22 protein-coding genes and 1 tRNA gene are annotated in these 21,011 nt (G+C 67.9%); 9 read left to right on the top strand and 14 right to left on the bottom strand.

The window, feature by feature from the left end; translation table 11 throughout:
* Window positions 1-6: 6 nt before the first annotated feature.
* From hsdR to FL311_RS20420, 9 genes are all read right to left on the bottom strand, one after another.
* Entirely contained in the window at window positions 7-2,352 is a 2,346-nt protein-coding gene (gene hsdR / locus FL311_RS20460) for an EcoAI/FtnUII family type I restriction enzme subunit R (RefSeq protein WP_141327300.1), read from the bottom strand.
* Complete coding sequence (locus FL311_RS20455) at window positions 2,352-3,572, bottom strand: restriction endonuclease subunit S (RefSeq protein ID WP_141327298.1); 1,221 nt, start codon at window positions 3,570-3,572, stop codon at window positions 2,352-2,354. Before FL311_RS20455 ends, hsdR begins: the two co-directional genes overlap by 1 nt.
* On the bottom strand, window positions 3,569-5,017 hold the full coding sequence (locus tag FL311_RS20450; RefSeq protein ID WP_141327296.1) for an N-6 DNA methylase: 1,449 nt from the start codon (window positions 5,015-5,017) through the stop codon (window positions 3,569-3,571). Before FL311_RS20450 ends, FL311_RS20455 begins: the two co-directional genes overlap by 4 nt.
* A gap of 18 nt (window positions 5,018-5,035) precedes the next feature.
* On the bottom strand, window positions 5,036-5,266 hold the full coding sequence (locus FL311_RS20445) for a helix-turn-helix domain-containing protein (protein ID WP_141327294.1): 231 nt from the start codon (window positions 5,264-5,266) through the stop codon (window positions 5,036-5,038).
* Between the two features lie 109 nt (window positions 5,267-5,375).
* On the bottom strand, window positions 5,376-5,768 hold the full coding sequence (locus FL311_RS20440) for a hypothetical protein (RefSeq protein WP_141327292.1): 393 nt from the start codon (window positions 5,766-5,768) through the stop codon (window positions 5,376-5,378).
* A complete protein-coding gene (locus tag FL311_RS20435; protein WP_141327290.1) occupies window positions 5,765-7,324 on the bottom strand; it encodes a recombinase family protein in 1,560 nt (519 codons plus the stop codon). The genes FL311_RS20440 and FL311_RS20435 overlap by 4 nt, the downstream gene beginning before the upstream one ends.
* Complete coding sequence (locus FL311_RS20430) at window positions 7,321-7,806, bottom strand: DUF2924 domain-containing protein (RefSeq protein ID WP_141327288.1); 486 nt, start codon at window positions 7,804-7,806, stop codon at window positions 7,321-7,323. The genes FL311_RS20435 and FL311_RS20430 overlap by 4 nt, the downstream gene beginning before the upstream one ends.
* Entirely contained in the window at window positions 7,803-7,994 is a 192-nt protein-coding gene (locus FL311_RS20425) for a hypothetical protein (protein ID WP_141327286.1), read from the bottom strand. Before FL311_RS20425 ends, FL311_RS20430 begins: the two co-directional genes overlap by 4 nt.
* A gap of 64 nt (window positions 7,995-8,058) precedes the next feature.
* Window positions 8,059-8,679, bottom strand: coding sequence for a hypothetical protein (locus tag FL311_RS20420; protein WP_141327284.1), 621 nt, complete (start codon window positions 8,677-8,679; stop codon window positions 8,059-8,061).
* Window positions 8,680-9,140: 461 nt separating this feature from the next.
* On the opposite strand from FL311_RS20420, the gene FL311_RS20415 reads away from it, so the two are divergent.
* From FL311_RS20415 to FL311_RS20400, 4 genes are read left to right on the top strand one after another with little or no spacing between them, the layout of a single operon-like run.
* Entirely contained in the window at window positions 9,141-9,818 is a 678-nt protein-coding gene (locus tag FL311_RS20415) for a hypothetical protein (protein ID WP_141327282.1), read from the top strand.
* Window positions 9,815-10,387 (top strand): hypothetical protein, encoded by a 573-nt coding sequence (locus FL311_RS20410; RefSeq protein WP_141327280.1) that lies wholly within the window; start codon window positions 9,815-9,817, stop codon window positions 10,385-10,387. The genes FL311_RS20415 and FL311_RS20410 overlap by 4 nt, the downstream gene beginning before the upstream one ends.
* Window positions 10,384-11,070, top strand: a complete 687-nt coding sequence (locus FL311_RS20405; protein WP_141327279.1) for a hypothetical protein — start codon at window positions 10,384-10,386, stop codon at window positions 11,068-11,070. The genes FL311_RS20410 and FL311_RS20405 overlap by 4 nt, the downstream gene beginning before the upstream one ends.
* Window positions 11,067-11,822 carry a hypothetical protein gene (locus FL311_RS20400; RefSeq protein WP_141327277.1) on the top strand — a complete coding sequence of 252 codons (756 nt, stop codon included), beginning with the start codon at window positions 11,067-11,069 and terminating at the stop codon, window positions 11,820-11,822. The genes FL311_RS20405 and FL311_RS20400 overlap by 4 nt, the downstream gene beginning before the upstream one ends.
* Window positions 11,823-12,162: 340 nt before the next feature.
* On the opposite strand, the gene FL311_RS20395 is transcribed toward FL311_RS20400, so the two are convergent.
* On the bottom strand, window positions 12,163-12,783 hold the full coding sequence (locus FL311_RS20395; RefSeq protein WP_141327275.1) for a tyrosine-type recombinase/integrase: 621 nt from the start codon (window positions 12,781-12,783) through the stop codon (window positions 12,163-12,165).
* Window positions 12,784-12,933: 150 nt separating this feature from the next.
* On the opposite strand from FL311_RS20395, the gene FL311_RS20390 reads away from it, so the two are divergent.
* From FL311_RS20390 to FL311_RS20380, 3 genes are all read left to right on the top strand, one after another.
* Window positions 12,934-13,233: a hypothetical protein gene (locus tag FL311_RS20390; protein WP_141327274.1), complete on the top strand. Its 300-nt coding sequence runs from the start codon at window positions 12,934-12,936 to the stop codon at window positions 13,231-13,233.
* Between the two features lie 71 nt (window positions 13,234-13,304).
* Complete coding sequence (locus FL311_RS20385; RefSeq protein ID WP_141327272.1) at window positions 13,305-13,817, top strand: hypothetical protein; 513 nt, start codon at window positions 13,305-13,307, stop codon at window positions 13,815-13,817.
* Window positions 13,818-13,880: 63 nt separating this feature from the next.
* Entirely contained in the window at window positions 13,881-15,287 is a 1,407-nt protein-coding gene (locus FL311_RS20380) for a hypothetical protein (protein ID WP_141327270.1), read from the top strand.
* A 288-nt stretch (window positions 15,288-15,575) separates the two neighbouring features.
* On the opposite strand, the gene FL311_RS20375 is transcribed toward FL311_RS20380, so the two are convergent.
* Window positions 15,576-15,651 (bottom strand) — tRNA-Asn (locus FL311_RS20375).
* 139 nt (window positions 15,652-15,790) lie between these two features.
* On the opposite strand from FL311_RS20375, the gene FL311_RS20370 reads away from it, so the two are divergent.
* Window positions 15,791-17,050: an RsmB/NOP family class I SAM-dependent RNA methyltransferase gene (locus tag FL311_RS20370; protein ID WP_141327268.1), complete on the top strand. Its 1,260-nt coding sequence runs from the start codon at window positions 15,791-15,793 to the stop codon at window positions 17,048-17,050.
* A gap of 678 nt (window positions 17,051-17,728) precedes the next feature.
* Here FL311_RS20370 and FL311_RS20365 read toward each other — a convergent pair.
* Both FL311_RS20365 and FL311_RS20360 read right to left on the bottom strand, forming a co-directional pair.
* Complete coding sequence (locus FL311_RS20365; protein ID WP_141327266.1) at window positions 17,729-18,259, bottom strand: DUF421 domain-containing protein; 531 nt, start codon at window positions 18,257-18,259, stop codon at window positions 17,729-17,731.
* On the bottom strand, window positions 18,184-18,612 hold the full coding sequence (locus tag FL311_RS20360; RefSeq protein WP_255510353.1) for a DUF2254 domain-containing protein: 429 nt from the start codon (window positions 18,610-18,612) through the stop codon (window positions 18,184-18,186). The genes FL311_RS20365 and FL311_RS20360 overlap by 76 nt, the downstream gene beginning before the upstream one ends.
* Window positions 18,613-19,346: 734 nt before the next feature.
* Here FL311_RS20360 and FL311_RS20355 point away from each other — a divergent pair.
* The gene (locus FL311_RS20355; RefSeq protein WP_153882695.1) at window positions 19,347-19,520 is read left to right on the top strand and encodes a hypothetical protein; all 174 of its coding nucleotides are present in this window, start codon (window positions 19,347-19,349) and stop codon (window positions 19,518-19,520) included.
* 318 nt (window positions 19,521-19,838) lie between these two features.
* On the opposite strand, the gene FL311_RS20350 is transcribed toward FL311_RS20355, so the two are convergent.
* A complete protein-coding gene (locus tag FL311_RS20350) occupies window positions 19,839-20,798 on the bottom strand; it encodes a mechanosensitive ion channel family protein (RefSeq protein ID WP_141327264.1) in 960 nt (319 codons plus the stop codon).
* Window positions 20,799-21,011: the final 213 nt, after the last annotated feature.

The raw sequence follows: 21,011 nt of genomic DNA, 5'->3' as shown, positions 1-21,011 counted from the left end.
AAGTCCCTATGCAGCGAGCGCCCGCTCGTAGAGGTAGCGCTGGAACCCGACGAACAACTGCCGGATGTCGGCTACGGGGCCGAGCTTGTCCTTCGCGTCGTCGATGCTGCCGTAATGAAGCTTCAGGAGCGGCGCGAGCTTGGTGTCATCGAGCTCGTCGACTCCCTCCTTCACGTAGTGGTCGAGCACAAACTCGATGAACTCGCGCTGCACAGGTGTGAGCGTGGGCCCAACCTCCGAGCCGGCGTGGGCGGCGCGGACCTCGCGCGTGATGGGTACCGCAGCGAACGCGACGAACGCGAGCACGTCGTAGATGTCGCTCTTCTCAGCGGAGACCACCTTCTGCATCTCAGTGAGCGCCTCGCGGCTGAATCCTGCGTCGCTTAGCTGATCGAGCAGCGCACGCCGAGTGTCGGGCACGCTCCACAGCGCACGGAGCTGCTCCTCGTCCTTGAAGAGCGCGGGTAGCGTGCCAAAGAGCGCCTCGAGGAACTGCGCGGCCGACATCGGCTTGCCGTCGGCGCTCCAGAAGGTCGTCGCCACCATGCTCTGGATGGTGCGTTCCTTCCCGTCGGCGAGCTTGATGCGGATGGGGCCGGGGCGCTTGTTCTCCTCCTCATCCCCATCGTCATCACCACCGGCGTCCGGCGGGTCGCTCGGCTTCTTGTTCTTGGCCGGAACGACGCTTCCGCCCTGTGGCTCTTGCGGCGGGCCATCCCACTCCGGGTCCTGGAAGTGGTGATGCGCCTTCACGAAGTCGTAGATCGTGAAGTAGTCCTTGCCGTCGTACAGGCGCGTCCCTCGACCGATGATCTGCTTGAACTCGATCATCGAGTTGACAGGCCGCAGGAGAACGATGTTGCGGACGTTACGCGCATCCACGCCCGTCGAGAGCTTCTGCGACGTCGTCAGCACCGTCGGGATGGTCTTCTCGTTGTCTTGGAAGTCACGCAGGTGCTCGTCCCCGCGCTTGCCATCGTCCGCCGTGACCCGCACGCAGTAGTCGGGATCGGTGCTCGTGGTCTTTGCCTGGTTGATGAGGTCGCGGATCGCGGCTGCGTGTGGTTGGTCGTAGCAGAACACCAGCGTCTTCTCGCGCTGGTCCATCATCTGCATGAAGAGCGCGACGCGGTGCTGCTCACGCTCCTTGATCTCGATGACCCGCCGCGCAAACTCCTTTTCGGTGTAGCGCTTGCCCGCCTCGACCTGGCCTTCGACCACGGTGTCGTCGGGCGTGTAGACGTATTCGTCGAGCGTCGTCGCGATCTCCTTGACCCGGAACGGCGTGAGGAAGCCATCGTTGATGCCGTCCTTCAGCGAGTATTCGTAGACGGGCTCGCCGAAGTAGCGGTAGGTGTCGGCGTTGTCCTTCCGCTTCGGCGTAGCCGTCAGGCCGAGCTGCACGGCGGGCGCGAAATACTCGAGGATCGCGCGCCACGTGCTCTCGTCGTTGGCGCCGCCGCGATGACACTCGTCAATGACGATCAGGTCGAAGAAGTCGGGCGGGTACTCGCCGAAGTAAGGCGAGGGTTTCCCGTCCTTCGGCGGACCCGACATGAAGGTCTGAAAGATGGTGAAGAAGATGCTGCCGTTCGTGGGCACCTTTTTCTTTTTGCGGATCTCGTCGGGCGAGATCCGCACCAGAGCGTCGTCGGGGAACGCCGAGAAGGCGTTGTAGGCTTGGTCCGCGAGGATATTGCGGTCGGCCAAGAAGAGGATGCGCGGGATGCGGGCCTCGCCCTTCGAGAGGCTCCAGCGGGCATGGTAGAGCTTCCACGCGATCTGAAACGCGATGGCCGTCTTGCCCGTACCCGTGGCCAGCGTGAGGAGCGCACGCCGCTTGTCGTTGGCCACGGCCTCGAGCACGCGCTCGACGGCGATGTCCTGGTAGTAGCGCGGGGCCCAGGCGCCGCTCTTGTCTTCGTAGGGCACCTCGGCGAAGCGCTCGCGCCACTCGTTCCTGACCGTGAAGGTCTGGTTCCACAGCTCCTCGGGCGTCGGGTAGCTGGCGACGTCGCCCTCCGCGCCCGTCCCCATGTCGACGCCGTAGATGCCGACGCCATTCGTCGCATAGGTGAAGCGCACGTCGAGCTTCTTGGCGTACGCCTTGGCCTGGGTCACGCCCTCGGAAACGGCGGCGTCCCTCTTCTTCGCCTCGACGATGGCGAGCTTCTTGTTCTTGTAGACCAGGACATAGTCGGCGATGTCCGCGCGACTCCGCTTGCCGTGCCCTTCGAGCCGCCCCTTCGTGATGCCGTACTCACGCAGAATGCGGCTGCCTTCCACGACGCCCCAGCCAGCGGCCTTCAAGGCTGGATCGATCAGTTCCGCGCGCGTCTCGGCCTCGTTCATCAGAGAGCTCCCGCGAAGGCGTGGTGGAGGAGGGACGTCTTCAGCTCGTTGAGCGCCACGAGCTTCTGCTCGTAGATGCGCTCGAGGCGTTCAGACTCTGCGGAGATCTCGTCGAGACGGTCCGCAACGAGCTGCTGCTCCTTCTCGGTAGCGGGATAGGACACCTGAACTGCCTGAATGCGACCAGGTGAGGTGTGGCGAACCTTGGCGCCCGTTCCGCCGTCGTGGATCTCCTTTCGAACGCGGGCGAGGTTCATCGTGTGAAAGAAGAACTTGGTCGCCCACGGTTGACCCGGCGTCGGCACGAAGAGGCCGAGACGCTGGTTGTGGAGGAACTTGCCCGACTCAGGAACGATGAGCGGGCTGCCGAGAAGGCCCGCCGCCTGCTCGGTCATCGCGGTGAGCATGTCGCCTTCGTTCAGGAGGAACTCGGGCGGGATCTCGCCGATGTAGTACTTCGTCTTCTCGCCGCGCTCTCTGTAGCCACCACGCTCGAAGAAGCTGCCGGGTGTCAGTAGGACGAACTCGCCAGCGTCCGTGAAGAACTCGCCCTTGAAGGCGAAGCCGTGTTTGATGGAGCAAAGGTCACCGAGCGGCCCCGTGCGCCATCCATTCCGAGGCGCGAGCGCATCTTCTCTAGCGCTCTCGAACACCGCGCGGGCGTTCTCGAGGTTGCGCTCGGCGTTAGCCTTGGCCTTGGAGATCCCATCGAAGGCCTCGTCGAGGATGTCGACAATGCGTTGCTGCTCATCTTTGCTTCGCGGATAGCGGACGCGATAGCGCTCGGCCAACACGGCCCGAGCAAGCTCGGTCTGTCCGCCGCAGCCCTCGCCGCCGGCCTGAAGTTGCTCCTCGATCGCGACAAGCATGTAACCGAAGAATTCGGAGTGAAAGAGTTCCTTCCTCGGGCGGACGATCGTGACGTGTGAGTCGACGGTCGTCGGCTCAGGAGGCGCCTCCCGCAGTTGAGCCACTCGCCCAAGCGTGCCGGTGCCCGTGGAATTCACAAGCACATCGCCCACCTGAATGATGCGTTCAGGTGCTACGGCCTTGGCGGTAGCGTCGTGTCTTCTCGAAGGGCCGAAGTTCACGACGTGGTCTCGGACGCACTTCTGGTTGAGAACGCAGATGCCGCCGTCCTCCAGGTACTTCGGCGAGAGTCCACGGTTGAGGTACGTGGAGACCTCGCCCAAGGGGCGCTCTTCCCACTCTGCCTTCACAGCAGCCCCCGAATGCTCGCGAGAACTTCGGCGCTCTCAACGTCAAGAGCCACGATCTCGTCGATGATCTCGGACGGCGCACGGTGAGCCACGACCTGACCACCGTTCGGGTTCCTTACCGAGAGATCGAAGGTCGCCGCGTCGAGATCCGCGACGTTCACGGTCCACGACTTCGGCGACGCCGTGTGCTTCTTCTGGAGCGCCACGAACTCGACCAAGTCGTCGTCGTTCAGCGGGTTGGTCTTGCCCATGCTGCGACCGGGATCGAGCTGGTAGTACCAGACCTTCCTCGTCGGCTTGCCCTTCTCGAAGAAGAGCACGACGGTCTTCACGCCGGCGCCGAGGAAGGTGCCGCTTGGACAGTCGAGGATCGTGTGCAGATTGCACTCGTCGAGGAGCTTCTTGCGCAGGCCCTTCGCGTCGCCGTTCGAGAGGAAGGTGTTCTTGATGACGATGGCCGCGCGCCCACCTGCCTTCAGCGACTTGATGAAGTGCTGGAGGAACAGGTACGCCGTCTCGCCCGAGCGGATGGGGAAGTTCTGCTGCACCTCCTTGCGCTCGCCGCCGCCGAAGGGCGGGTTCGCGAGGATGACGTCGTAGCGGTCCTTCTCCTGGATGTCCGCGAGGTTCTCGGTGAGCGTGTTGGTGTGGATGAGGTTCGGCGCGTCGATACCATGCAGGATCATGTTCATCGTCGCGATGACGTAGGCGAGGCTCTTCTTCTCCTTGCCGTAGAAGGTGCTCTCCTGCAGTACCTTCATCTGCTTCGTGGTGAGGCCCTTCGTCCTCCGCATGAAGTCGAAGGCCTCGCAGAGGAAGCCTGCCGAGCCGCAGGCGCCGTCGTAGATGCGCTCGCCGATGGCGGGCTCGACGACCTTGATCATCGCGCGGATCAGCGGTCGGGGCGTGTAGTACTCGCCGCCATTCCGGCCGGCGTTGCCCATGTTCTTGATCTTCGCTTCGTAGAGGTGACTGAGCTCGTGCTTCTCGGCCTGCGACCGGAAGCGGAGCGTGTCGATCACGTCGATGATCTCGCGCAGGTTGTACCCGCTCGCGATCTTGTTTTTGATCTCTGCGAAGATCTCGCCAACCTTGTACTCGATCGTGTTCGAGCCGCTCGCCTTCGCCTTGAAACTCTGGAGGTAGGGGAAGAGCTTGCCGTTTACGAACTCGATGAGGTCCGGTCCGGTCTTCGCCTTGTTGTGATCGAGCTTCCCCGACTTGTCCTTCGGCGCCGCCCAGGTGTCCCAGCGGTACGGCTTGTCGATGATGTAGTCGTAGCGCCTGCCCTCGAGCTCGGCCACGGAGGCGCGGTCCTGCTCGAGCGCATCGAGGTACTTCAGGAACAGCAGCCAGGAGGACTGCTCCGTGTAGTCGAGCTCCGTCGTGCAGCCGGCCTCCTTCCACAGGATGTCGTCGATGCTCTTGAAGGCCTGCTCAAACATCTTCGCTCCCTCGTTCGTTCATCGCCGCGTCGCCTTCCGGGTCCGCGCGTTGGACCTCGCCGCGGGCCGCTCTGGCGCGCCCTGCACTTGAGAGGCCATCCAAGAGTCGAGGTCCTGCCGTCGGAAGCGCCACTGCCCGCGCACCTTGAACGCGGGCAGATCCCCCTGCTGGGCCATCGTGTAGACGGTCTTGTCCGCCACCTTCAGCAAGGCCGCGACCTCCAGCACCGTCAGTATCTCGTCGCTCATCGGCTTGGGACCTCAGGAGGCGGAAGGCACAGGCTTCCAGCCGTTTCCAGAGTACGGTGCCGAATGGGTCTGAATCAAGGTCCGGGCGAAGCAGGGCGACGCTTTCGCGTTAGAGCAGCGTCGCGGCGGCCTTCAGCCCCTCCCACCGCCGCCGCTGCTCCTGCCAGTCGATCGTCCCGAGCACGGCCTCCCGGAGGCCGCGCTCGCTCACCGGCTGGGCGCCCGGGGGCAGCTCGAGGAAGAGGATCTCCTCCTGCACCTCGGGCGCGAGGAGGAGCAGGTCCATGAGCTGGGTGACGCGGGCGCGCGTGAAGCCGAGCTGCCGAGCCATGTCGGCGAAGTCGGCGAACTCGCCGCGCTCGAGGCGGCGGCGAAGGGAGTGCGCGAGGGCGAGCTGCCGGGCGATGCGCGCAGGGTAGCGGCGCGTCGGGGCTCGCTTCGCGGCCTGCTGGTGCTGGCGCCATGCGCGGCCGCCCTTGAAGGCGATGACGACCTCGGTCACGGCGTGGCCTCCGTCGTCGGCTGCGGGTTGGGCAGCGTCGCGGGCTCGTGAAACGTGACCCGCAACGTGCCGCTCTCGGGGTCGACGCCGACGCGCTTGATGAGGGCGCGCAGCACCTCGCGGCGCTCCTCGGGCACGAGCGCCTCCCAGACCTCGTCGAAGGCATCGAGCAGCTTGGCGACGTGCTCGCCCTCGGTGCGGAGCGCCGCGCAGGCGCGCAGACGCCGCTCGAGGTCCGCGACCCCGGCGCGGTGCTTGTCGGTCTCGCGTTCGAGCTCCCCGAGGCGCTCGGCGAGGAGGCGTCCGCCCACGTCGACGCTGCTGAACGCGCCGAGCAGGCGCTTGGCCTCGGCGCCGAGCTCGGTGATCCGAGCCTCGAGCCGTTCCTTCGTCGCGACGAGCTCGGCCTCGCCCTCGTCGCCCTCGGCGAGCGTCGCGAGGATGCGATCGCGCAGCGCGCCGCTCTTCGCCAGCGCCTTCACCTGCGCGACGACGGCGGCCTCGACGTCGTTGGCGTTGAGCAGACCCGTGGGGCAGCGCAGTCCCTCCTGCGAGGCGCGGCAGCGGTAGTAGCGGTAGCGCTGCTTCTTGTCGTTGTAGGCGTGGCTGGTGCTCATCGCCGCGTCGCAGGGCAGACAGCGAAGCAGCCCCGTCAGCAGCGACTCGCTCCGTCGCGGGCGTCGCGTGCCGGATCCTGCCGCGCGCAGGTCGAGGGTGCGCTGCACGCGCTCGAAGACGTCCGGGTGGATGATGGGCTCGTGCTCGCCGAGGAACAGGTCGTCGTTGTGGCGCACCTTGCCGATGTAGAGCGGGTTGCGGAGCAGCCGGTGGACGGCGTTCTTGTTGAACGGGCGCCCTCGCGTGGTGCCGTCCTCGGCCACGCGCGTCCGCAGAGTGAGCCCGCGCGCGTTGAGCCGCTGCGCCGTGAGCGCCATCGACAGGGTGCGCTCGTAGAGCTCGAAGGCGAGCTTCACGACGGCGGCCTCCTCGGGCACGACCTCGAGCGCGCGGCGCCGGCGGTCGACGCGATAACCGAGCACCAGTGGGCCGCCGGTCCACTTCCCCCGGCGCTTGGCGGCGGCGATCTTGTCGCGGGTGCGCTCGCTGATCAGCTCCCGCTCGAACTGCGCGAACGAGAGCAGGATATGGAGCACGAGCCGGCCCATCGACGTCGAGGTGTCGAAATGCTGCGTGATGCTCACGAAGGCGACGCGGCGCTTCTCGAAGCGCTCGACGAGGCGCGCGAAGTCGAGCAGCGAGCGGCTGAGGCGGTCGACCTTGTAGACGACCACCGTGTCGACCTCGCCGCGCGCGATATCGTCCATGAGCCGCGTCAGCGCGGGGCGCTCGAGGTTGCCGCCGGTGAAGCCGCCGTCGTCGTACCGCGTGGGTAGCGCCTTCCAGCCCTGGGCGGCCTGGCTCTTGATGAAGTGCTCGGCCGCCTCGCGCTGGGCGTCCAGCGTGCTGAAGTCGGAGTCGAGCCCCTCGGTCGTCGACTTGCGCGTGTAGATCGCGCAGCGGACGACTTTCGGCTCCTTCACGAGCGCCGAGCTCATGCTGCCCCCTTCGCGCCGACCTTGAAGAACAAGAAGCCGTTCCAGCGCGAGCCTGCGATCTTGGTGGCGAGCGTCGAGAGGCTCGCGAAGCGTTCGCCGCGGTACTCGAAGCCCTCGGTCAGCACGCGCACCTCGTGGACCTCGCCGCGGAACTCGCGGCGCAGCACGGTGCCCACGTCCGGTAGGCGCGGGTCGCGGGCGCTCGCCTCGACGATGCTCACGCTCGCCACGTTCCGCGGCGGACGTCGTCGCACGGGCGCCTTGTCCGCGAGCTCAGAGGCGCGAGCCTTGGCCCTCGGCGAGAGGCCGCCGTAGCGCTGCTCCTGCATCCGGTAGGCGATGCGCTTGAAGAGGTAGTCCTTGTTTCGGCTGGTGCTCTCCTCGCCGAAGACGGCGAGGTAGCGCTCGCGCAGCGCAGAGACGGGCAGCTCACGCAGGGCGAGGATCTCGCGGATCAGCGGGTCGGCGGGCGTGTCGTTCATCGGGTGGTCTTCTCCTGGTTCGAGGCCGCGCCCATGACGGCTTCGGTCGCGCGAACAGGCAAGGCGTCGTTCTCGTGTTCAACAGCGCCGTGTTCGCGCGCGAGGTCGACGCCGAGCACACGGCGCACGCCGCGCGCGAGGACGGTTGCCGCGACATCGAGGCGGCGGCCGTGCTCCGTGCTGGTCATGCCGGACGCAAAGGCACCGCGCCCGGTGAACAGGGGACACGCGGTGCGTACCAACCCGCGCTTGTCATGCGCCCGAGGCGGGTCCGTCCTGTTCACGATCGCCGATCAGCTCGTCTTCGAGCTTGGTGACCAGCGGGTCCTGCGGCGTTGGATCGCCACCCGCGGCGAAGAGGCGCGCGTTCCCGAGGTGGAGAACGATCGCGCGGCGGCGGTCGTGCTTGGAGCGGAAGAGCACCTTCTCGCTGAGGCCGACGACGGTCTGAGGATGATCGGCCTGCACCGCGCGCAGCGCCTCGCGCAGAGCGGCGTCGCCGATGCTCCGCCCCTTGCCGAACGCCTCGTACACCGCGCGCGTCGAGATGGCGATGCAGCCGGGGAGCTGGTTCCAGTCGACGAGGTCGACGCCCTTAACGAAGGCGCCGCGATCGACGAGGTCAAGGAGCTGGATCAACACGTCGCGCGCGCCCGCGAACTGGCTGCCATGACGGGCTCCTTCGACCACGAAGTGGTCAATCAGAGTGCGTCGCATCAGGCGCGCGTACTCGCTGCGATGGAGGACGCCTTCCCGCACGAGGTTCATGAGCAGGAGCCTCGTGCGCCGGAGCTTCTCGAAGGTCTCGGAGTTGGGCTCGGTGCAGGGGTGGAGCGGGGGTGACGGATGACGCTCAGGCAGCTCGATGGTCATGGCGTGTCTCCTTCACGGCGGGCTCGCCGCGTGTCCACGCAAAGGGGCCGGACACCGCTGGCCGGGGACGGCCTCGCCCGGGCCCTTCACAGCGGGCGCTGGGCGCGGACCATGCGGCCACTTCCCGCTGGTCCGCTGCCAGCTGCCTTGTCCAAGGATTCTCCGAGGAGAATCAATCTTCTAAGAATGAGGCTCTCTCTGGACGGCTTGGGAAAGGCAGGTCTACTCAGGAGCGAAATTCCTCTTTCCGAGAGCGCGTACGCGCAAGCGCTGGCGCGGTGTGAAGAGGAAAGTTCGCGTGCGCGAGTCTGGAGCTACCCCTCCGCGAGCCGTCCAGACCTCGCAAGACAACGCATCCACCCGAACTCGCAAGCGAATCTTCGGGACGTCGTGGGGCGACGGCCCACGCGGTCATGGCCCACCGGTCCCCTGAACGATGGCGCGCCGGCTTTGCCCTCGGCATGACCGACGACGGCAACGAGATCGACGACGACCCGCGAGACGCCACGAACATGCGCCGGCAGCGGTTCATCGAGGAGGAGCTTCGCGACGACCCCGACCTCCCCCACCACTGCAGGCCCTTCGATCTGGACCAGGACGACGAGGAGCGGCTCGTCGAGCTCGAGAAGCAGCTCGGCCGCATGGTGCGTGCCGGGACGTTCTCGCGAACGACCGCGTTGACGCTCATTCGCACGGCCAGGAGGGCGGCGCGGGCGTTCGTGCCTTCGAGGATCAAGCTGACGCACGTGCTGGGAGCGCTCGTGCAAGCGGCCGACTGCGGAATCCTCCGACAGGGTCGAGAGTGGGCCCGTCCCAGCGAAGACGTGATGGCCTTTCACGTCGCGACGGCGCTGCCGCTCTTGCGCGACCTTGGCCTCACGCGAGTGTACGAGCGGGAGCTGAGGCGGCTCTTGCACCAAGGTGCCGGATACAGGCCGGAGACCATCGTCGCCCTGCGTGACCGCGTGACCTTCGGCCTACGAGATCGCCGCAGGGCGCTGGTGCTGCGTGACGCGACCCTACGCGTGGGCGTGTCGCCGTCGATGCTGATTCGCTGTGGCCCCCACCGCGGACGCTTTGTCCCGTCCGAGGTGTCCGCCGAGGCTTTGCACGAGCAGCGAAGGAGCGCACGACGATGACCGACACGATCCCGACCAACGCCGCGCCAACGGCGAACGCCGACCTCGGTGCGGTCACGTGGCACCCGACGGTCGTGAAGCTCCGAGGGCTGTTCCTCGACGTGCTCTCGTTCGAGCTTCAGCGCATCACCGCGCTCGGCGACGGCGCCTCGTTCCTCTGCTGGCGCGCGAAGGACGGCAGCATCGAGTGGGCGCGCCTCGAGCTCTTCGCGAAGCCGACCCGCGGCAACCCGAGACGCCTCGTGCTGCGCGTGGCCATCAACAAGGGACCCGTCGATGACGTCGCCAACGTCGCGCGTCGGCGTGGGCTGCTCGTCGAGGGGGAGCTCTGGCCCGGAACGACGTGGGCGCTCGAGGCGTTCGTGACGCTCGACGAGCTGCTCGGCTTCGCGCCGTTCCTGGGCAGCCTGGTGCGCGCGCACGAGGAGAACGACGCCTCGCTCGTCATCGCCGCGCCCGTGCCGACGGTCTTCACCCTGGGCGACCCGCTCACCTGGGACGTGGTGGTCAGCGAAGCGGCGTGGACGGCAGTCGAACCGCACCTCTCGGCTCGGAGCCAGCGCGCATGAACCCGTTGACGAGAAAGCTCGCAGAGCGCGCCGCCGAGTGGCTCGAGGATCCGCCGCAGGTTTCGACGCCGCCGAACACCTCCGGCCCCGAGCGGTACACGGCGGTCCTGTTCCGCGCGTTCCTCGCGGTGCTCGCCATTCGACTGCAGCGGCCGACCGCACGCATCTCGCGGGCCAGCCTCTGCTGGCGCGCGAAGAACGGTCGCGTGGAGCACGTCACCTGCGAGCCCTTCTTCTGCCAGTCCGAGGAATCGCCGCATCACCCGCTCCTCGTGCGCGTGCTCGTCAACAAGGTCGTGGTCGGCCTCGTCAGCGAGGTGGACGCCGTCGCGGCAGGGGTCGCCCGCGAGAGCGGCCTCATCGAGGAGGGCGACGAGCCGGGCAGCCCGCCGCGGTGGTCGCTCGAACTCGCCGTCTTCCCCGGTGAGCTGTTTCGCTTCGCGTCGTACATCGCCGACCTCGTGCGCGCGTCCGAGCGAGACGAGGACGAGGGCGCGGTCGAGCCGCCGATGCGAGCGGAGATCCTCGTCGAGTCGGAGGGGCTTCACGGCACGCGTGCGCTGTACGTGTGGAGCGAGCGCGCGTGGGACTACTTCGCGGCTCGCGTGTGGATGGACGAGATCGTCCCCTCGAACGCGCACTTCATGGCTTTGCCCACGCAGCGAAGGAGCGCACGACGATGACCGACACCACCCAGGCAAACACCGAACAGCCGGCGAAGAAGCTGGGACGCCCTCGCAAGGCCGACCCGCAGCGCGTCGACTACCACCAGCTCGACACGCTGCTCGTCATGGGTGAGATGCGCGTCGACGCCGAGCGCGGTCCGGTGACCGAGTACCCGTCATACCGCGAGCTCGCCAAGCGCTTCGGCATCAGCCACAGCCTCGTCGCGGCGTACTCGTCGAGGCACAACTGCCTGCGCCGTCGTGAGGCGGCCTCGGAGAAGATCCGCAGGGTCACCGACGAGAAGGTCATCGCGCGGCGCGGGACGGCGCTGGCCGAGGCGAAGGAGCGCATCCTCGCGATCATCGATCGTTTCCTCGAGGAGTTCGGCAAGGCGCTCGAGGAAGGGCGTGTGCGCGTGGACAGCGTCGCCGACCTCAACATCATGGTGCGGCTGCGCGAGTTCCTGCAGGGCGGCCCCGACTCGCGGCAGGAGGTGCGAGGCATGCCGTCACTCGACGAGCTGTCCCGCCGCTACGCCGAGGCGCAGCGGCGCGAGAGGGAGGAAGGTCCGCACGCCGGAGGCGTCGTTCATCGCGACCGAGAGCCCGCGTCGCGTGAACGCGCGCTGCTCGCGGAGCCCCCGGCCACCGCCTTCGCGAACGGCTCTGCCGAACTGCACGGTCACATCGAGGACGACGTCGACGCGGATGACGAGGTGGCGCTCGACGACGGCGATGATCGCGACACCGACACCGCCGCTTCCGGTTGAAAGCGGCCATCTTCGGCGTGCGCCGGCGCGCGTTCTCGCGGACTTGGCGCGCGTGACGGAGCGCGAACAGGCCGAGGACGATGGCCGCTTTCCGAGCGTAGGCCGTGGCGACGAGCGACGATCGGCCGGCGCCGCGCGACGACGGCGGCCCCCGGGGGGGAGGGTCAATCTTCGTGGCGCCGCGCGCGCCGGGAAGAGTGCCCGGGGCCCCTTCCGATAGAGGGCGTTTCGGAGAAGTGACCAGGACCCGCGCGGCGAAGTGAGCGTCCAGAAACAGCGGTCGCGACGAGCGCCCTGGGCACTTTCGACCTGCAAGTAGCTCCCGGACCGGCCTCCGGCGTCAGCAGCGGAGCTGCTCGACGGCGCGCGCGAGGTCGTCGTCGCTCGGGTGCGTGTAGGTCATCGTGGTGACGACGCTGCGGTGGCGGGCAAAGCGCTGGGCCAGCCGGATGTCCTTCGACAGCGCGTAGACCGAGCTGCACGCCGTGTGGCGAAGCGCGTGCAGGCTCACGTGCCGCTCGAAGCCCGCGCGCTCCTGCCACACGCCGAAGGCGTGCCGGAGCTGCCGGGTCGAGAGGCGCGTGCCTCGCTGGCTCACGAAGAGCGGGGCGGCGCGGTCGAGGCTCTCGCCCTCGCCGGCCTTCCATGCGCGGAGCTTCGCGAGCTTGGCGCGTAGCCCCTCGGGGAGCAGAGCCTCCTGGCCATCGTCGTCGCCACGGCCGTCACCTTTGAACACGCGCAGCGCGAGGCGGCGCCGCACGCGCCCGGCGTCGTCGAACACATCGCCGACGTCGAGCGCGACGAGCTCGTGCGCGCGAAGCCCCGTACCGAGCGCCATCGCGAAGAGGACGTGGTCCCGCCAGCCCGCGCGGTGCTCTCCCGTCACGCGCAGGAGTGCCTTCTGTTCGCGCTCCGTCAGCGTGCGCGGCGCGCGACGGACCGACTCGACGTACGCAGCCATGCGGGCATGACGGACTCCTTCCGCCATGAAAGCAAGGCCAGCCCGCAGCGGGAGCGCGACCTTCGCCGACCTCGCAGATACGCCTTGATGGTCGCGGGAACCGAAGCCTGTATCGGACACGCGCGGGCGATCCCGCACCGGAGGATGAACATGGCGAAGACCATCGGAACCATCACCACGTACGACGGCGACGAGCACCAGTACCTGCGCGGGCACCGTGTGCGCGTCGTCGGCGTGATGAAGGGCGCCGCCGCGTCGGACCACGATCCCGACCGCGACGGCGCCGTCCTCCGTGACGACGACGAGATCGAGCGCGCCGGCGGCGTCACCGCCGGCGACCGCATCGAGGTCCAACCCTGGCTCGAGCGCGAGCAGCGTTGGAGCTTCGTCGCCAGCGACCCGCGCGCAATCGACCTCGCGTGCTTCCGCCACCTCACGAAGACCTGCTGACTCAGACCCGCCCGGTGACCACGCCGGGCGGTCCGGCGGCGGCACCGGGCACCACCACGAGGGAGCCCGAGATGACCAACACCACCCGCCGCACCCTCGAGTCCCTCTCCAAGCTGCGCCTCCGCGAGCTGCAGGCGCGCTTCGCTGAGATCGTCGGCGAGCCGACGCGCTCGCCGAACAAGACCTTCTTGCAGCGCCGGATCCGCGAGGCGCTCGAGGCCCGCGAGCAGCAGACGAACGCGGAGCCGACGACACCGGCCACCACGACGACGGAGGCGAGCCCGAAGGGCAAGCTGACCAAGCTCTCCGTCGCCGAGCTCCAGGCGATGTACCGCGAGGTGGTCGGCCGCGAGACCCGGTCCTCGGACTCGGCGTACCTGGTGTGGAAGCTGAGGCAGGCCCAGAAGGGCCGCGTCCGCGTCGGGCCGATCGAGCGTCGGAGCGGGGGCACGTGCGACGTGAAAGTCCTGCCGCTTCGAATGACCGCCGCCGAGGTCGCGGCCCTCGACCAGGCGTGGCGCCGGCTCGGCTTCAAGAGCCGGACGGCGATGATCCGCAAGGCGATCGAGGGGATGCTCGGCTGACTGTGATGCAGGCGTCCATGCCGGTATCATGGCCAGCCATCGGTCGCTGGCCGAGGAGCAACCATGCAGAAGGTCGCCGCGTACATTCTGGAGCGCACCGAGGATCTTCAGTGGCCAGACGCCAGGAAGGCCGAGGGTGATCGCTTACGGGCGGTCATCGAGGCGTGGCTCAAGAGCAAGGGGGCTTCGTCCGTCGACGGCACCGGCACCTACGCTGCAGTCGACGGTAGCGACGCCAGCTACCAGGTCACGACGGTCGTCGATGGCGAGCGCTCGTGGAGGATGTTCGAGCTCTCCGAGGTCACCCCGGAGGGGCGCAAGTTCGTCACGTCGGTCTCCGTGACGGTCGGCCACAAGAACGTCGTCGTCTTCGTCACGATGGAGGTCGGGTCCGTGGCGACCTCGATCACGCGCATCGAGGTCGACCCCAAATGCCCGAAGGTCGTTCGCGATCTTCTTGCTCAACCGGGCGGGTGGTTTCACGGAGCGTCACGCTTGCGCGGCCTTTCGCAGGTGGATGGCTTCGACGCTGGGGAGGCACTCGCACTCGAGATCCAGAACGAGGAGCGCACGATCCCGTTCGTCGTCGTGTCACGCGTGCTCGGCACGACTGCGTTGCCGAAGCTCGACGAGAAGCTGGCACATGACCTAGCCGGCGTCGCCAACGTCTACAGCATCGACGAGGACGCCTCGTGGGCACTCACGGACGTGCTCCGCAAGCCCCTCTCCACCTACGGGGGAGCTGTTCGGATCTACTGGCCTCGCCTGGCCGGCAACGACGATCCCTTCCGCCATCAGCTTTGGACTGCGACCCGGCTTCAGAGCATCGACGCCGACCCGAGGATCGCCCTCGAGCGAATCCGACGGCAGGTGCGTACGATCGTCATGCGGGCGTCAGCAGCGAGCGTCGTGCGGCCCAGCGAGATCGACGAGATTCGGGGGGCGGCGGCGCGTTCGGAGTACGCCGCGTTGCAGGCGAAGGCGAGTGCGCTCGAAGACCTCAAGGCGAAGGCAAGCTCGCTCGCGGAGTTCAAGGACATCGCCGACTCCTACGCCGCCGACAACGACAAGCTCCGGCACGAACTCGCGGCTCGCGATACCGAACTCGATCAACTCCGGGATGAAGTGCAGCGGCTCGAGGCCGACAGGCAAGCCCTGATCTTCCAGCTCGGGCAGGCGAAGGCCACCGCCGAGGCTGCCGAGGTCGAACCTGACGCACCGGAGGAGGACGAGGCCGATCAGCCGCCGACGCCCGGCGAGGTGCGCTTCTACAAGAAGACGCACTCGAAGCCGGCGTACGACGTCCTCGTGCGTGTGGCTGACTGCGGGCACACCGCGTGGCAGGGCGCGGCGAAAGCCGACAAGGCCAAGAAGGGCCTGGCGCGACTGCTGGGCGACCATCGCGAGTGGAAGAGCCTGCAGCACTGCGGGTCGTGCACCGGTGGCGGGATGTGGAAGGTTCAGTGGTAGACGTCGCGCAGGCGCTGCGTTCACCCACCGGTCGCTGAGTAAAACGCCCCGCGCATCGCGAGCCCGATTCTCCCGGAGAAGAGCCCGCCGAGAACGCTCTCCGCGACGCCCGCGACCACCTCGACGCCGCCTCCCGCGTTCTCCTCGCGCAAGACGGAGAACGTCGCGCTCCCTCGATCACGTCGCGCATCCCCGCGCCGTTCCGCCAGAAATGCAGAACCCCGAGAAGCTCGCGCCGCTCGGGGTTCCGTTCAACGTTGGGTCGGCCGCATTGCGCCGACTCGAAAATGGCTCCCTGACGTGGACTCGAACCACGGACCTAGTGATTAACAGTCACCCGCTCTACCGGCTGAGCTATCAGGGAATATGTCCTCGCCGTGGTAACCGCGCCGCAGCGATGACGCGCTTTCTAGAGAACGGAGCCGCCCCTGTCAACAGTCCCGTTTGATCCGCTCTCCCGGCTCCAGATCCAACCCTGGTCCGCGCTGGCGGGGCTTGCCTCGATTTCCACGGAGGCCCTCGCCCTCGTGCTCGCTGGCTCTCCGGCCGAGCGCGTCGTGGACCGCACGCTCCGGACCCACCGCACCCTCTCCAGCCCCCAGCGACAGGCGCTCAAGGAGGTCATCTACAACGTCGCACTCTGGCGCCGCCGCCTCGACTTCCTCCTGGGCCACCCCGACGCGCCCCCGTCGAGCCTGCTCTTCGCATTCCTCCAGGGCCTCGCCCGGCTCCCAGCGTCCGAGGCAGCCGCCCTGGCAGGAATCGAGCCCGACCAGCTTCCGCCGCTGAATCCGGCCCAGCCCCCTTCGCTCGCCCTCCGGCACTCCCTTCCGGATTGGCTCGCCGACCACTTCGCACGGGAGCTAGGCCCGGAGGCAGAGGACTTCTGCGCCCACCTCAACGTCCCAGGCCCCATCACCCTGCGTGTGAATCCGCTCCGCGACTCCCGGGAAGACCTGGCCATCCGCTTGCGCGCCGAGGGCCTCCTCACCCGGCCTGGCGCCTGGAGCCCGCTTGCCCTCCATGTCGACGGGCCCCGTCCCAACCTCTATGCGCTGCCTTCCCTCCGAGAGGGCCGATTCGAGGTCCAGGACGAGGGCAGTCAGCTCCTGGGACTCCTCCTGGATGCCCGCCCCGGAGAGACGGTCCTCGACCTGTGCGCGGGGGCTGGAGGCAAGACGCTCCTGCTCGGTGCACAGATGCGCGACTCCGGTCGGCTCCTCGCCCATGACCCGGACCCCGAGCGGCTGGACCGGCTCCTCCAGCGTGTCTCCCGAGCGGGGCTGACGCGCGTCCAGGTCCTCAGAGCGCCACCCTCCCCGGGCCTCGACGCCGACCGCGTGCTCGTGGACGCCCCCTGCTCCGAGCTCGGGCCTCTTCGCCGGGGGCCGGATCAACGCTTCCGCGCCACCGCCGAGGTCCTCACGCGATTCCCACCGCTCCAGCTCGGGCTCCTCCACCAGGCCGCGGCCCTGCTCCGCCCAGGAGGCCAGCTGGTCTATGCCACCTGCACCGTCAATCGTGCCGAGAACCAGGATGTCGTGACTGCCTTCCTGACCTCGCGCCCTGATTTCCAACGCCTGCGCCCCGGCGAGGGCTGGGTCTCCGACAAGTGCATTCGCGATGACTTCCTCGTCGTCACGCCCCACCTGCATGGCACTGACGCCTTCTTCGCGGCGGTGCTGCAGCGCTCGACTGGGAAGTCGCCGCAACTCACCGACGATACACGCAGGGAGCGCCGCCCGACGGCGGGGCTCGGTTGAGCCAACCCTCCGGGCGTGAGCTGCTCCGGGGACGACCCGACCGATTTCCGAGGACCTACGTCGCCGCATCCTCAAGGCAATCTGGTGGAACACGGAGGCAGCCCCTTCTCCGCGGCATGGAGCCATCTCGTCGCCACAGCGCCCTCGGGTGCACGCCGTTTCACGCGAGCCGCGGGACTGTGCTGGGCGAAGATGCCTCCCGCCTGCGGCTCAACACGCGGTGCTGTGCCTGCGCCCCCATCCGCTTCGAGCGCCCTCTTGTGTCCTGGAGTCTGAGCGAAAGCCATCTGGACTCAGCCCCCGCCGCCCGCATCGCGGAGGCGCTCATCGCCGGAGGCCCCCTCCTCGCCGGGGACGGATCGAATGCGTGGTGGGACTCTTCACGTTCGAGTTCGGCTGGGTCCACACAGGCGTCCTGACACTTTCATCGACAAGTCGATGGAGCAGGGTGGGGCCGAACTCGAAATGGCAGGCCGATTCAACGCACGCTCCGAGACAAAGGAGGCCGGCCCGTTCGCGCACTCCAGCTACATGGAGCGGCCATCTCCGTACCGAGGCCCCTCGTCACCTGGCCCTCCTGTGCCGACCCAAAACTCAGTCGCTGCGTCATGAGTGCATCGAGGCTGCGTCAAAACGCGTGTCCTGACGCGAGCGACTCGCAATGACGAACCGTTGAGGTCAGTGAAAGGGCGCCAGCTCGGAGTCCGGTGCCCGCATCCGTGACAGCGTCTCGGAGGGCGCGTCGTGCTGGCGAATCACGGACATGGACCCGTCCGTCTCCAACACGACAGCCTCCACCTCCTCCAGCCGGGCCACGCCCTGTTCTCGCAGCACGGAGCGCACCTCGTCCTCCACGACGCGGGCCCGGCGCATGGCCAGGGGGAGCAGGCGGCCCTGATGCACGAGCATGACGGGCTCGGACTTCACCAGCTTGTTGAAGCCACGCCAGCGCACGGACGTCCAGGTGACGAGGAACTGCAGGCCAATGAGCACGGCGAACGCCAGCAAGCCCTCCGCCAGGGACACGTCCGAGGAAAGTAGCACTGTGGCTAGCGTGGACCCCAGCGCCACCGTCACCACCAGGTCGAAGGCGTTGAGCTTGGACAAGGTGCGCGGGCCGGACAGCCGCAGCATCAGCACCAGCGCGACATAGGCCGCGCCGCCCACGAGCAGCACCCGGCCCAAATCACTCCATCTGTCGAAAAGCATGCCACTCCTCCCATGGTGAAGGACCGCGGGGCCATGACTCCATGCGGGCCGTGCCCCTGAGGACGGGCGTGGTGAGCCATCGCGGCCTCACGCGCATCCGAAAAGCCTCGGCCGGCGCTGCCCTCTAGCAACGCGAACCGCCGCACCAGTTCAGCGTGGCGGAAGTGAGCGGTCGCCGGCAAATGCTCCTCCAGCAGGAAGCGCAGGCGGCGAGCGACCTGCATGGAGCCCTCGCCGTACGCTCCCGCCGTCCCCCGGACACTGCGCAGGCCCAGGATGGCGTAGACCCAGGTGCCCATGAAGATGCCCAGGGAGAGCTGACTCCGCCTGTCACGCGGGAAGGTGCGCGGCACCCGCGGGGAGGATGGGTTGCTCGCCTGCTGGAGGGTGACGGAGAAGACGAGGCCACCGCAGACAGCACCGAGCGCGCGCCCTCCGGCCCCCCGCGGAAGAGGTACCACGCGCGCTCATCCTGCAACAGGCGTGCGTCGATGAGTTCGGCAAGCCTGGAGCAGCCTGGCGCCAGCGCCACGCAGCGGGCGGGAATCAGCCAGCAGCTCGCGCCGATACGCCCGGCGAAGCGCGCGAAGCCTGGCTTCATGCGGGCACGGCCGGGGTCAGCGTAGACTGCCATTCCCTCTTCCCCAGTCCTGAGTGCCAGGCCGGTGTCATGAGCGCGCCTCCCTGACTCGTTTCGAGGCTAGCCATGGCCCGAAAGGACGGGGAGTGGAGGGCGGACAGGACGAGCAACGCGGGGGCGGCCCTGCGTCCGCCCGGCGGCCCGTGCAGCATGACCTGTTCATGGTGCCCACCTCGACGCGACGAGTTTCGTCCGTCAGTGGGGGGTGTCCAGAGGAGGGACGCGCTCCTGCGCGGATAGCGAGGACTCGCACGAAGCCTGAGCGTCTTCTGGCGCTGCACGGCGACTCAACACCGCCTCGCGGCGCGTGCCGGTGGCGCGGTTCAGCGAATCCCTGACGCAGCGCCCAGAAGAATCGACGCGTGCGCGTCCGTACTCGAGAGCGACGGCGTATTCGATGATGAAATCGGAGTGCTCGCGCCACAGAAGAGTCAGAGTCCGAAGCCCATGCGACTGAGCGAGGATGCAAACATCGAGGTGACAGGAGCGGTGCGCTCGCTTCCAGTCTTGGAGGTCGAGCGACAGCTCGGCTGGGACCTTGCCCCCCCCGGGGTGGCGAGCGTACTGGAGGGGGTGCGCAACCACCTGGTGGCCGACCGGATTGATGACCAGCGTGACTGACCATTCAGGTCCGACGCCGTCACGGCCCGAGTGAGCCCCGCGGGGCGGAGCTCCGCGCCGGAGCGTGAACAGCGTCACCTCGGCAGGCCGTTGATGCGCACGGGCACGCCGAACCCGCCCGCGCCAGCGTGGCACGTAGCGCCGGTCGCCAAGCGCGGCTGGCGCGGCGACAAGGACCGGCCCTCCAGCCGCTGGCCCACACGGGCGAAGGTCCTCGCATCCCCCGCGCAGCAGAGTGACTGGCCCCCCAGGCAGGGGCGCACTTGCGTTCGCTCGTGGAAGCAGCCTTCATCCCGGCGCAGGCCACGCGTCATGGGGTCAGGGGCCGGGGGGCCACCCCGGCTGCTCCCCCGCTGCGGTCCGGAGCTCCAGCCGAGGCACGCGCACCACCTCCACCGTGGCGGACGCAAGCTCGATCCCCTCCTCACGGAACCGCTCCAGCACTCGCCGGGCGATGACGTCCTTCACGTCACGCACTCCGTAGGTCTTCACGAGGAAGCGCACGCTCAACTCCACCCAGTTGTCCGTCAGCCGCAGGAAGGCGCGCGGCTCAAGTTCACCTGCATGGATGAGGTAGCGCTCGCGCATGTTGGCAAGTTCTCGGTGCCCCTCCTCGATGATGCCGGAGGTGGCCTCGCGCACGGCGGCCAGGATGATGGACTCAGCGCGTGAGATGTCCATGTCGTAGCGCAGCGGAAGCCGCAACTCCTCCCACAGGAAGTTGAAGTTGCGCGTGTAGTTGTAGGTTGGCTGGCGGAACACCTCCGCATTGGTGACGGTGACGACACGCCCGGTGTACTGGCGGGCCGCCACCCAGTGGTGCGGCTCGGGGTGTAGCAGTGCAGGCGCGCCCATCTCCATCACCGTCGTCTTCAACAGCCCGATGTCCAACACGTCTCCCCGCACGTCTCCAATCTGGATGCGGTCTCCCAAGTCGAACGTCTTACCAAAGACGATGACAAAGTATCCGGCCACCGACAGCACCGCGTTCTGCGAGGCGAAAGCGAGCCCACCAGCCAGCAGCCCCAGGAATGTGGCCAGGCGGTTGGGATTGTCGAACCAAATGGACAGCAGCAGCAGCGCGCCCACCCCTCCGAAGACGAGCCGGATGGACTTGCGCAGCCAGATGGAGCGGCGTGACACGCCCGTGCCCAGCCCTATCACCACCGCCAGCAGCGCGCGCACACCCAGCACCACGGCGAGCACGACCAGCGACAGCACCACCTTGCGCAGTGTCTCGGGGTTGAAGCCGAGAATGCGCACGCCGAAGAGCTCCATGCCGGCAACCTGTGCTGGCGTCCGGGGCGGCACAAGGCACGGCCAGGCCCGCGCCCGACAGGCACTCACGGGGCCGTCGCGTCACCGGGTCTGGCTCTCATCCTGAGCACGCAGCCCGGTGGACCTGAGCGCGCAGAGGGGCGAGCGTGAGGTCGATGGCGGCGTCCCAGCGCTCGGAAAGCACCAGGGAGCGGAGGTCGAGCACATTTTGAC

The sequence above is a fragment of the Myxococcus sp. AB025B genome, from assembly GCF_006518215.1.
In the GTDB taxonomy this organism is placed as follows: domain Bacteria; phylum Myxococcota; class Myxococcia; order Myxococcales; family Myxococcaceae; genus Myxococcus; species Myxococcus fulvus.
This window is presented reverse-complemented; position numbering and strand designations above follow the sequence as displayed.

Bases quoted from the DNA above. Each gene is read 5' to 3' on its own strand.
- FL311_RS20355 (WP_153882695.1), top strand. From the start codon at position 19,347: ATGCGACTGAGCGAGGATGCAAACATCGAGGTGACAGGAGCGGTGCGC.
- FL311_RS20420 (WP_141327284.1), bottom strand. From the start codon at position 8,679: ATGACCATCGAGCTGCCTGAGCGTCATCCGTCACCCCCGCTCCACCCC.
- FL311_RS20400 (WP_141327277.1), top strand. From the start codon at position 11,067: ATGACCGACACCACCCAGGCAAACACCGAACAGCCGGCGAAGAAGCTG.
- FL311_RS20450 (WP_141327296.1), bottom strand. From the start codon at position 5,017: ATGTTTGAGCAGGCCTTCAAGAGCATCGACGACATCCTGTGGAAGGAG.
- FL311_RS20425 (WP_141327286.1), bottom strand. From the start codon at position 7,994: ATGACCAGCACGGAGCACGGCCGCCGCCTCGATGTCGCGGCAACCGTC.
- hsdR (WP_141327300.1), bottom strand. From the start codon at position 2,352: ATGAACGAGGCCGAGACGCGCGCGGAACTGATCGATCCAGCCTTGAAG.
- FL311_RS20395 (WP_141327275.1), bottom strand. From the start codon at position 12,783: ATGGCTGCGTACGTCGAGTCGGTCCGTCGCGCGCCGCGCACGCTGACG.
- FL311_RS20410 (WP_141327280.1), top strand. From the start codon at position 9,815: ATGACCGACACGATCCCGACCAACGCCGCGCCAACGGCGAACGCCGAC.
- FL311_RS20445 (WP_141327294.1), bottom strand. From the start codon at position 5,266: ATGAGCGACGAGATACTGACGGTGCTGGAGGTCGCGGCCTTGCTGAAG.
- FL311_RS20380 (WP_141327270.1), top strand. From the start codon at position 13,881: ATGCAGAAGGTCGCCGCGTACATTCTGGAGCGCACCGAGGATCTTCAG.
- FL311_RS20385 (WP_141327272.1), top strand. From the start codon at position 13,305: ATGACCAACACCACCCGCCGCACCCTCGAGTCCCTCTCCAAGCTGCGC.
- FL311_RS20350 (WP_141327264.1), bottom strand. From the start codon at position 20,798: ATGGAGCTCTTCGGCGTGCGCATTCTCGGCTTCAACCCCGAGACACTG.
- FL311_RS20365 (WP_141327266.1), bottom strand. From the start codon at position 18,259: ATGCTTTTCGACAGATGGAGTGATTTGGGCCGGGTGCTGCTCGTGGGC.
- FL311_RS20405 (WP_141327279.1), top strand. From the start codon at position 10,384: ATGAACCCGTTGACGAGAAAGCTCGCAGAGCGCGCCGCCGAGTGGCTC.
- FL311_RS20435 (WP_141327290.1), bottom strand. From the start codon at position 7,324: ATGAGCTCGGCGCTCGTGAAGGAGCCGAAAGTCGTCCGCTGCGCGATC.
- FL311_RS20430 (WP_141327288.1), bottom strand. From the start codon at position 7,806: ATGAACGACACGCCCGCCGACCCGCTGATCCGCGAGATCCTCGCCCTG.
- FL311_RS20415 (WP_141327282.1), top strand. From the start codon at position 9,141: ATGACCGACGACGGCAACGAGATCGACGACGACCCGCGAGACGCCACG.
- FL311_RS20390 (WP_141327274.1), top strand. From the start codon at position 12,934: ATGGCGAAGACCATCGGAACCATCACCACGTACGACGGCGACGAGCAC.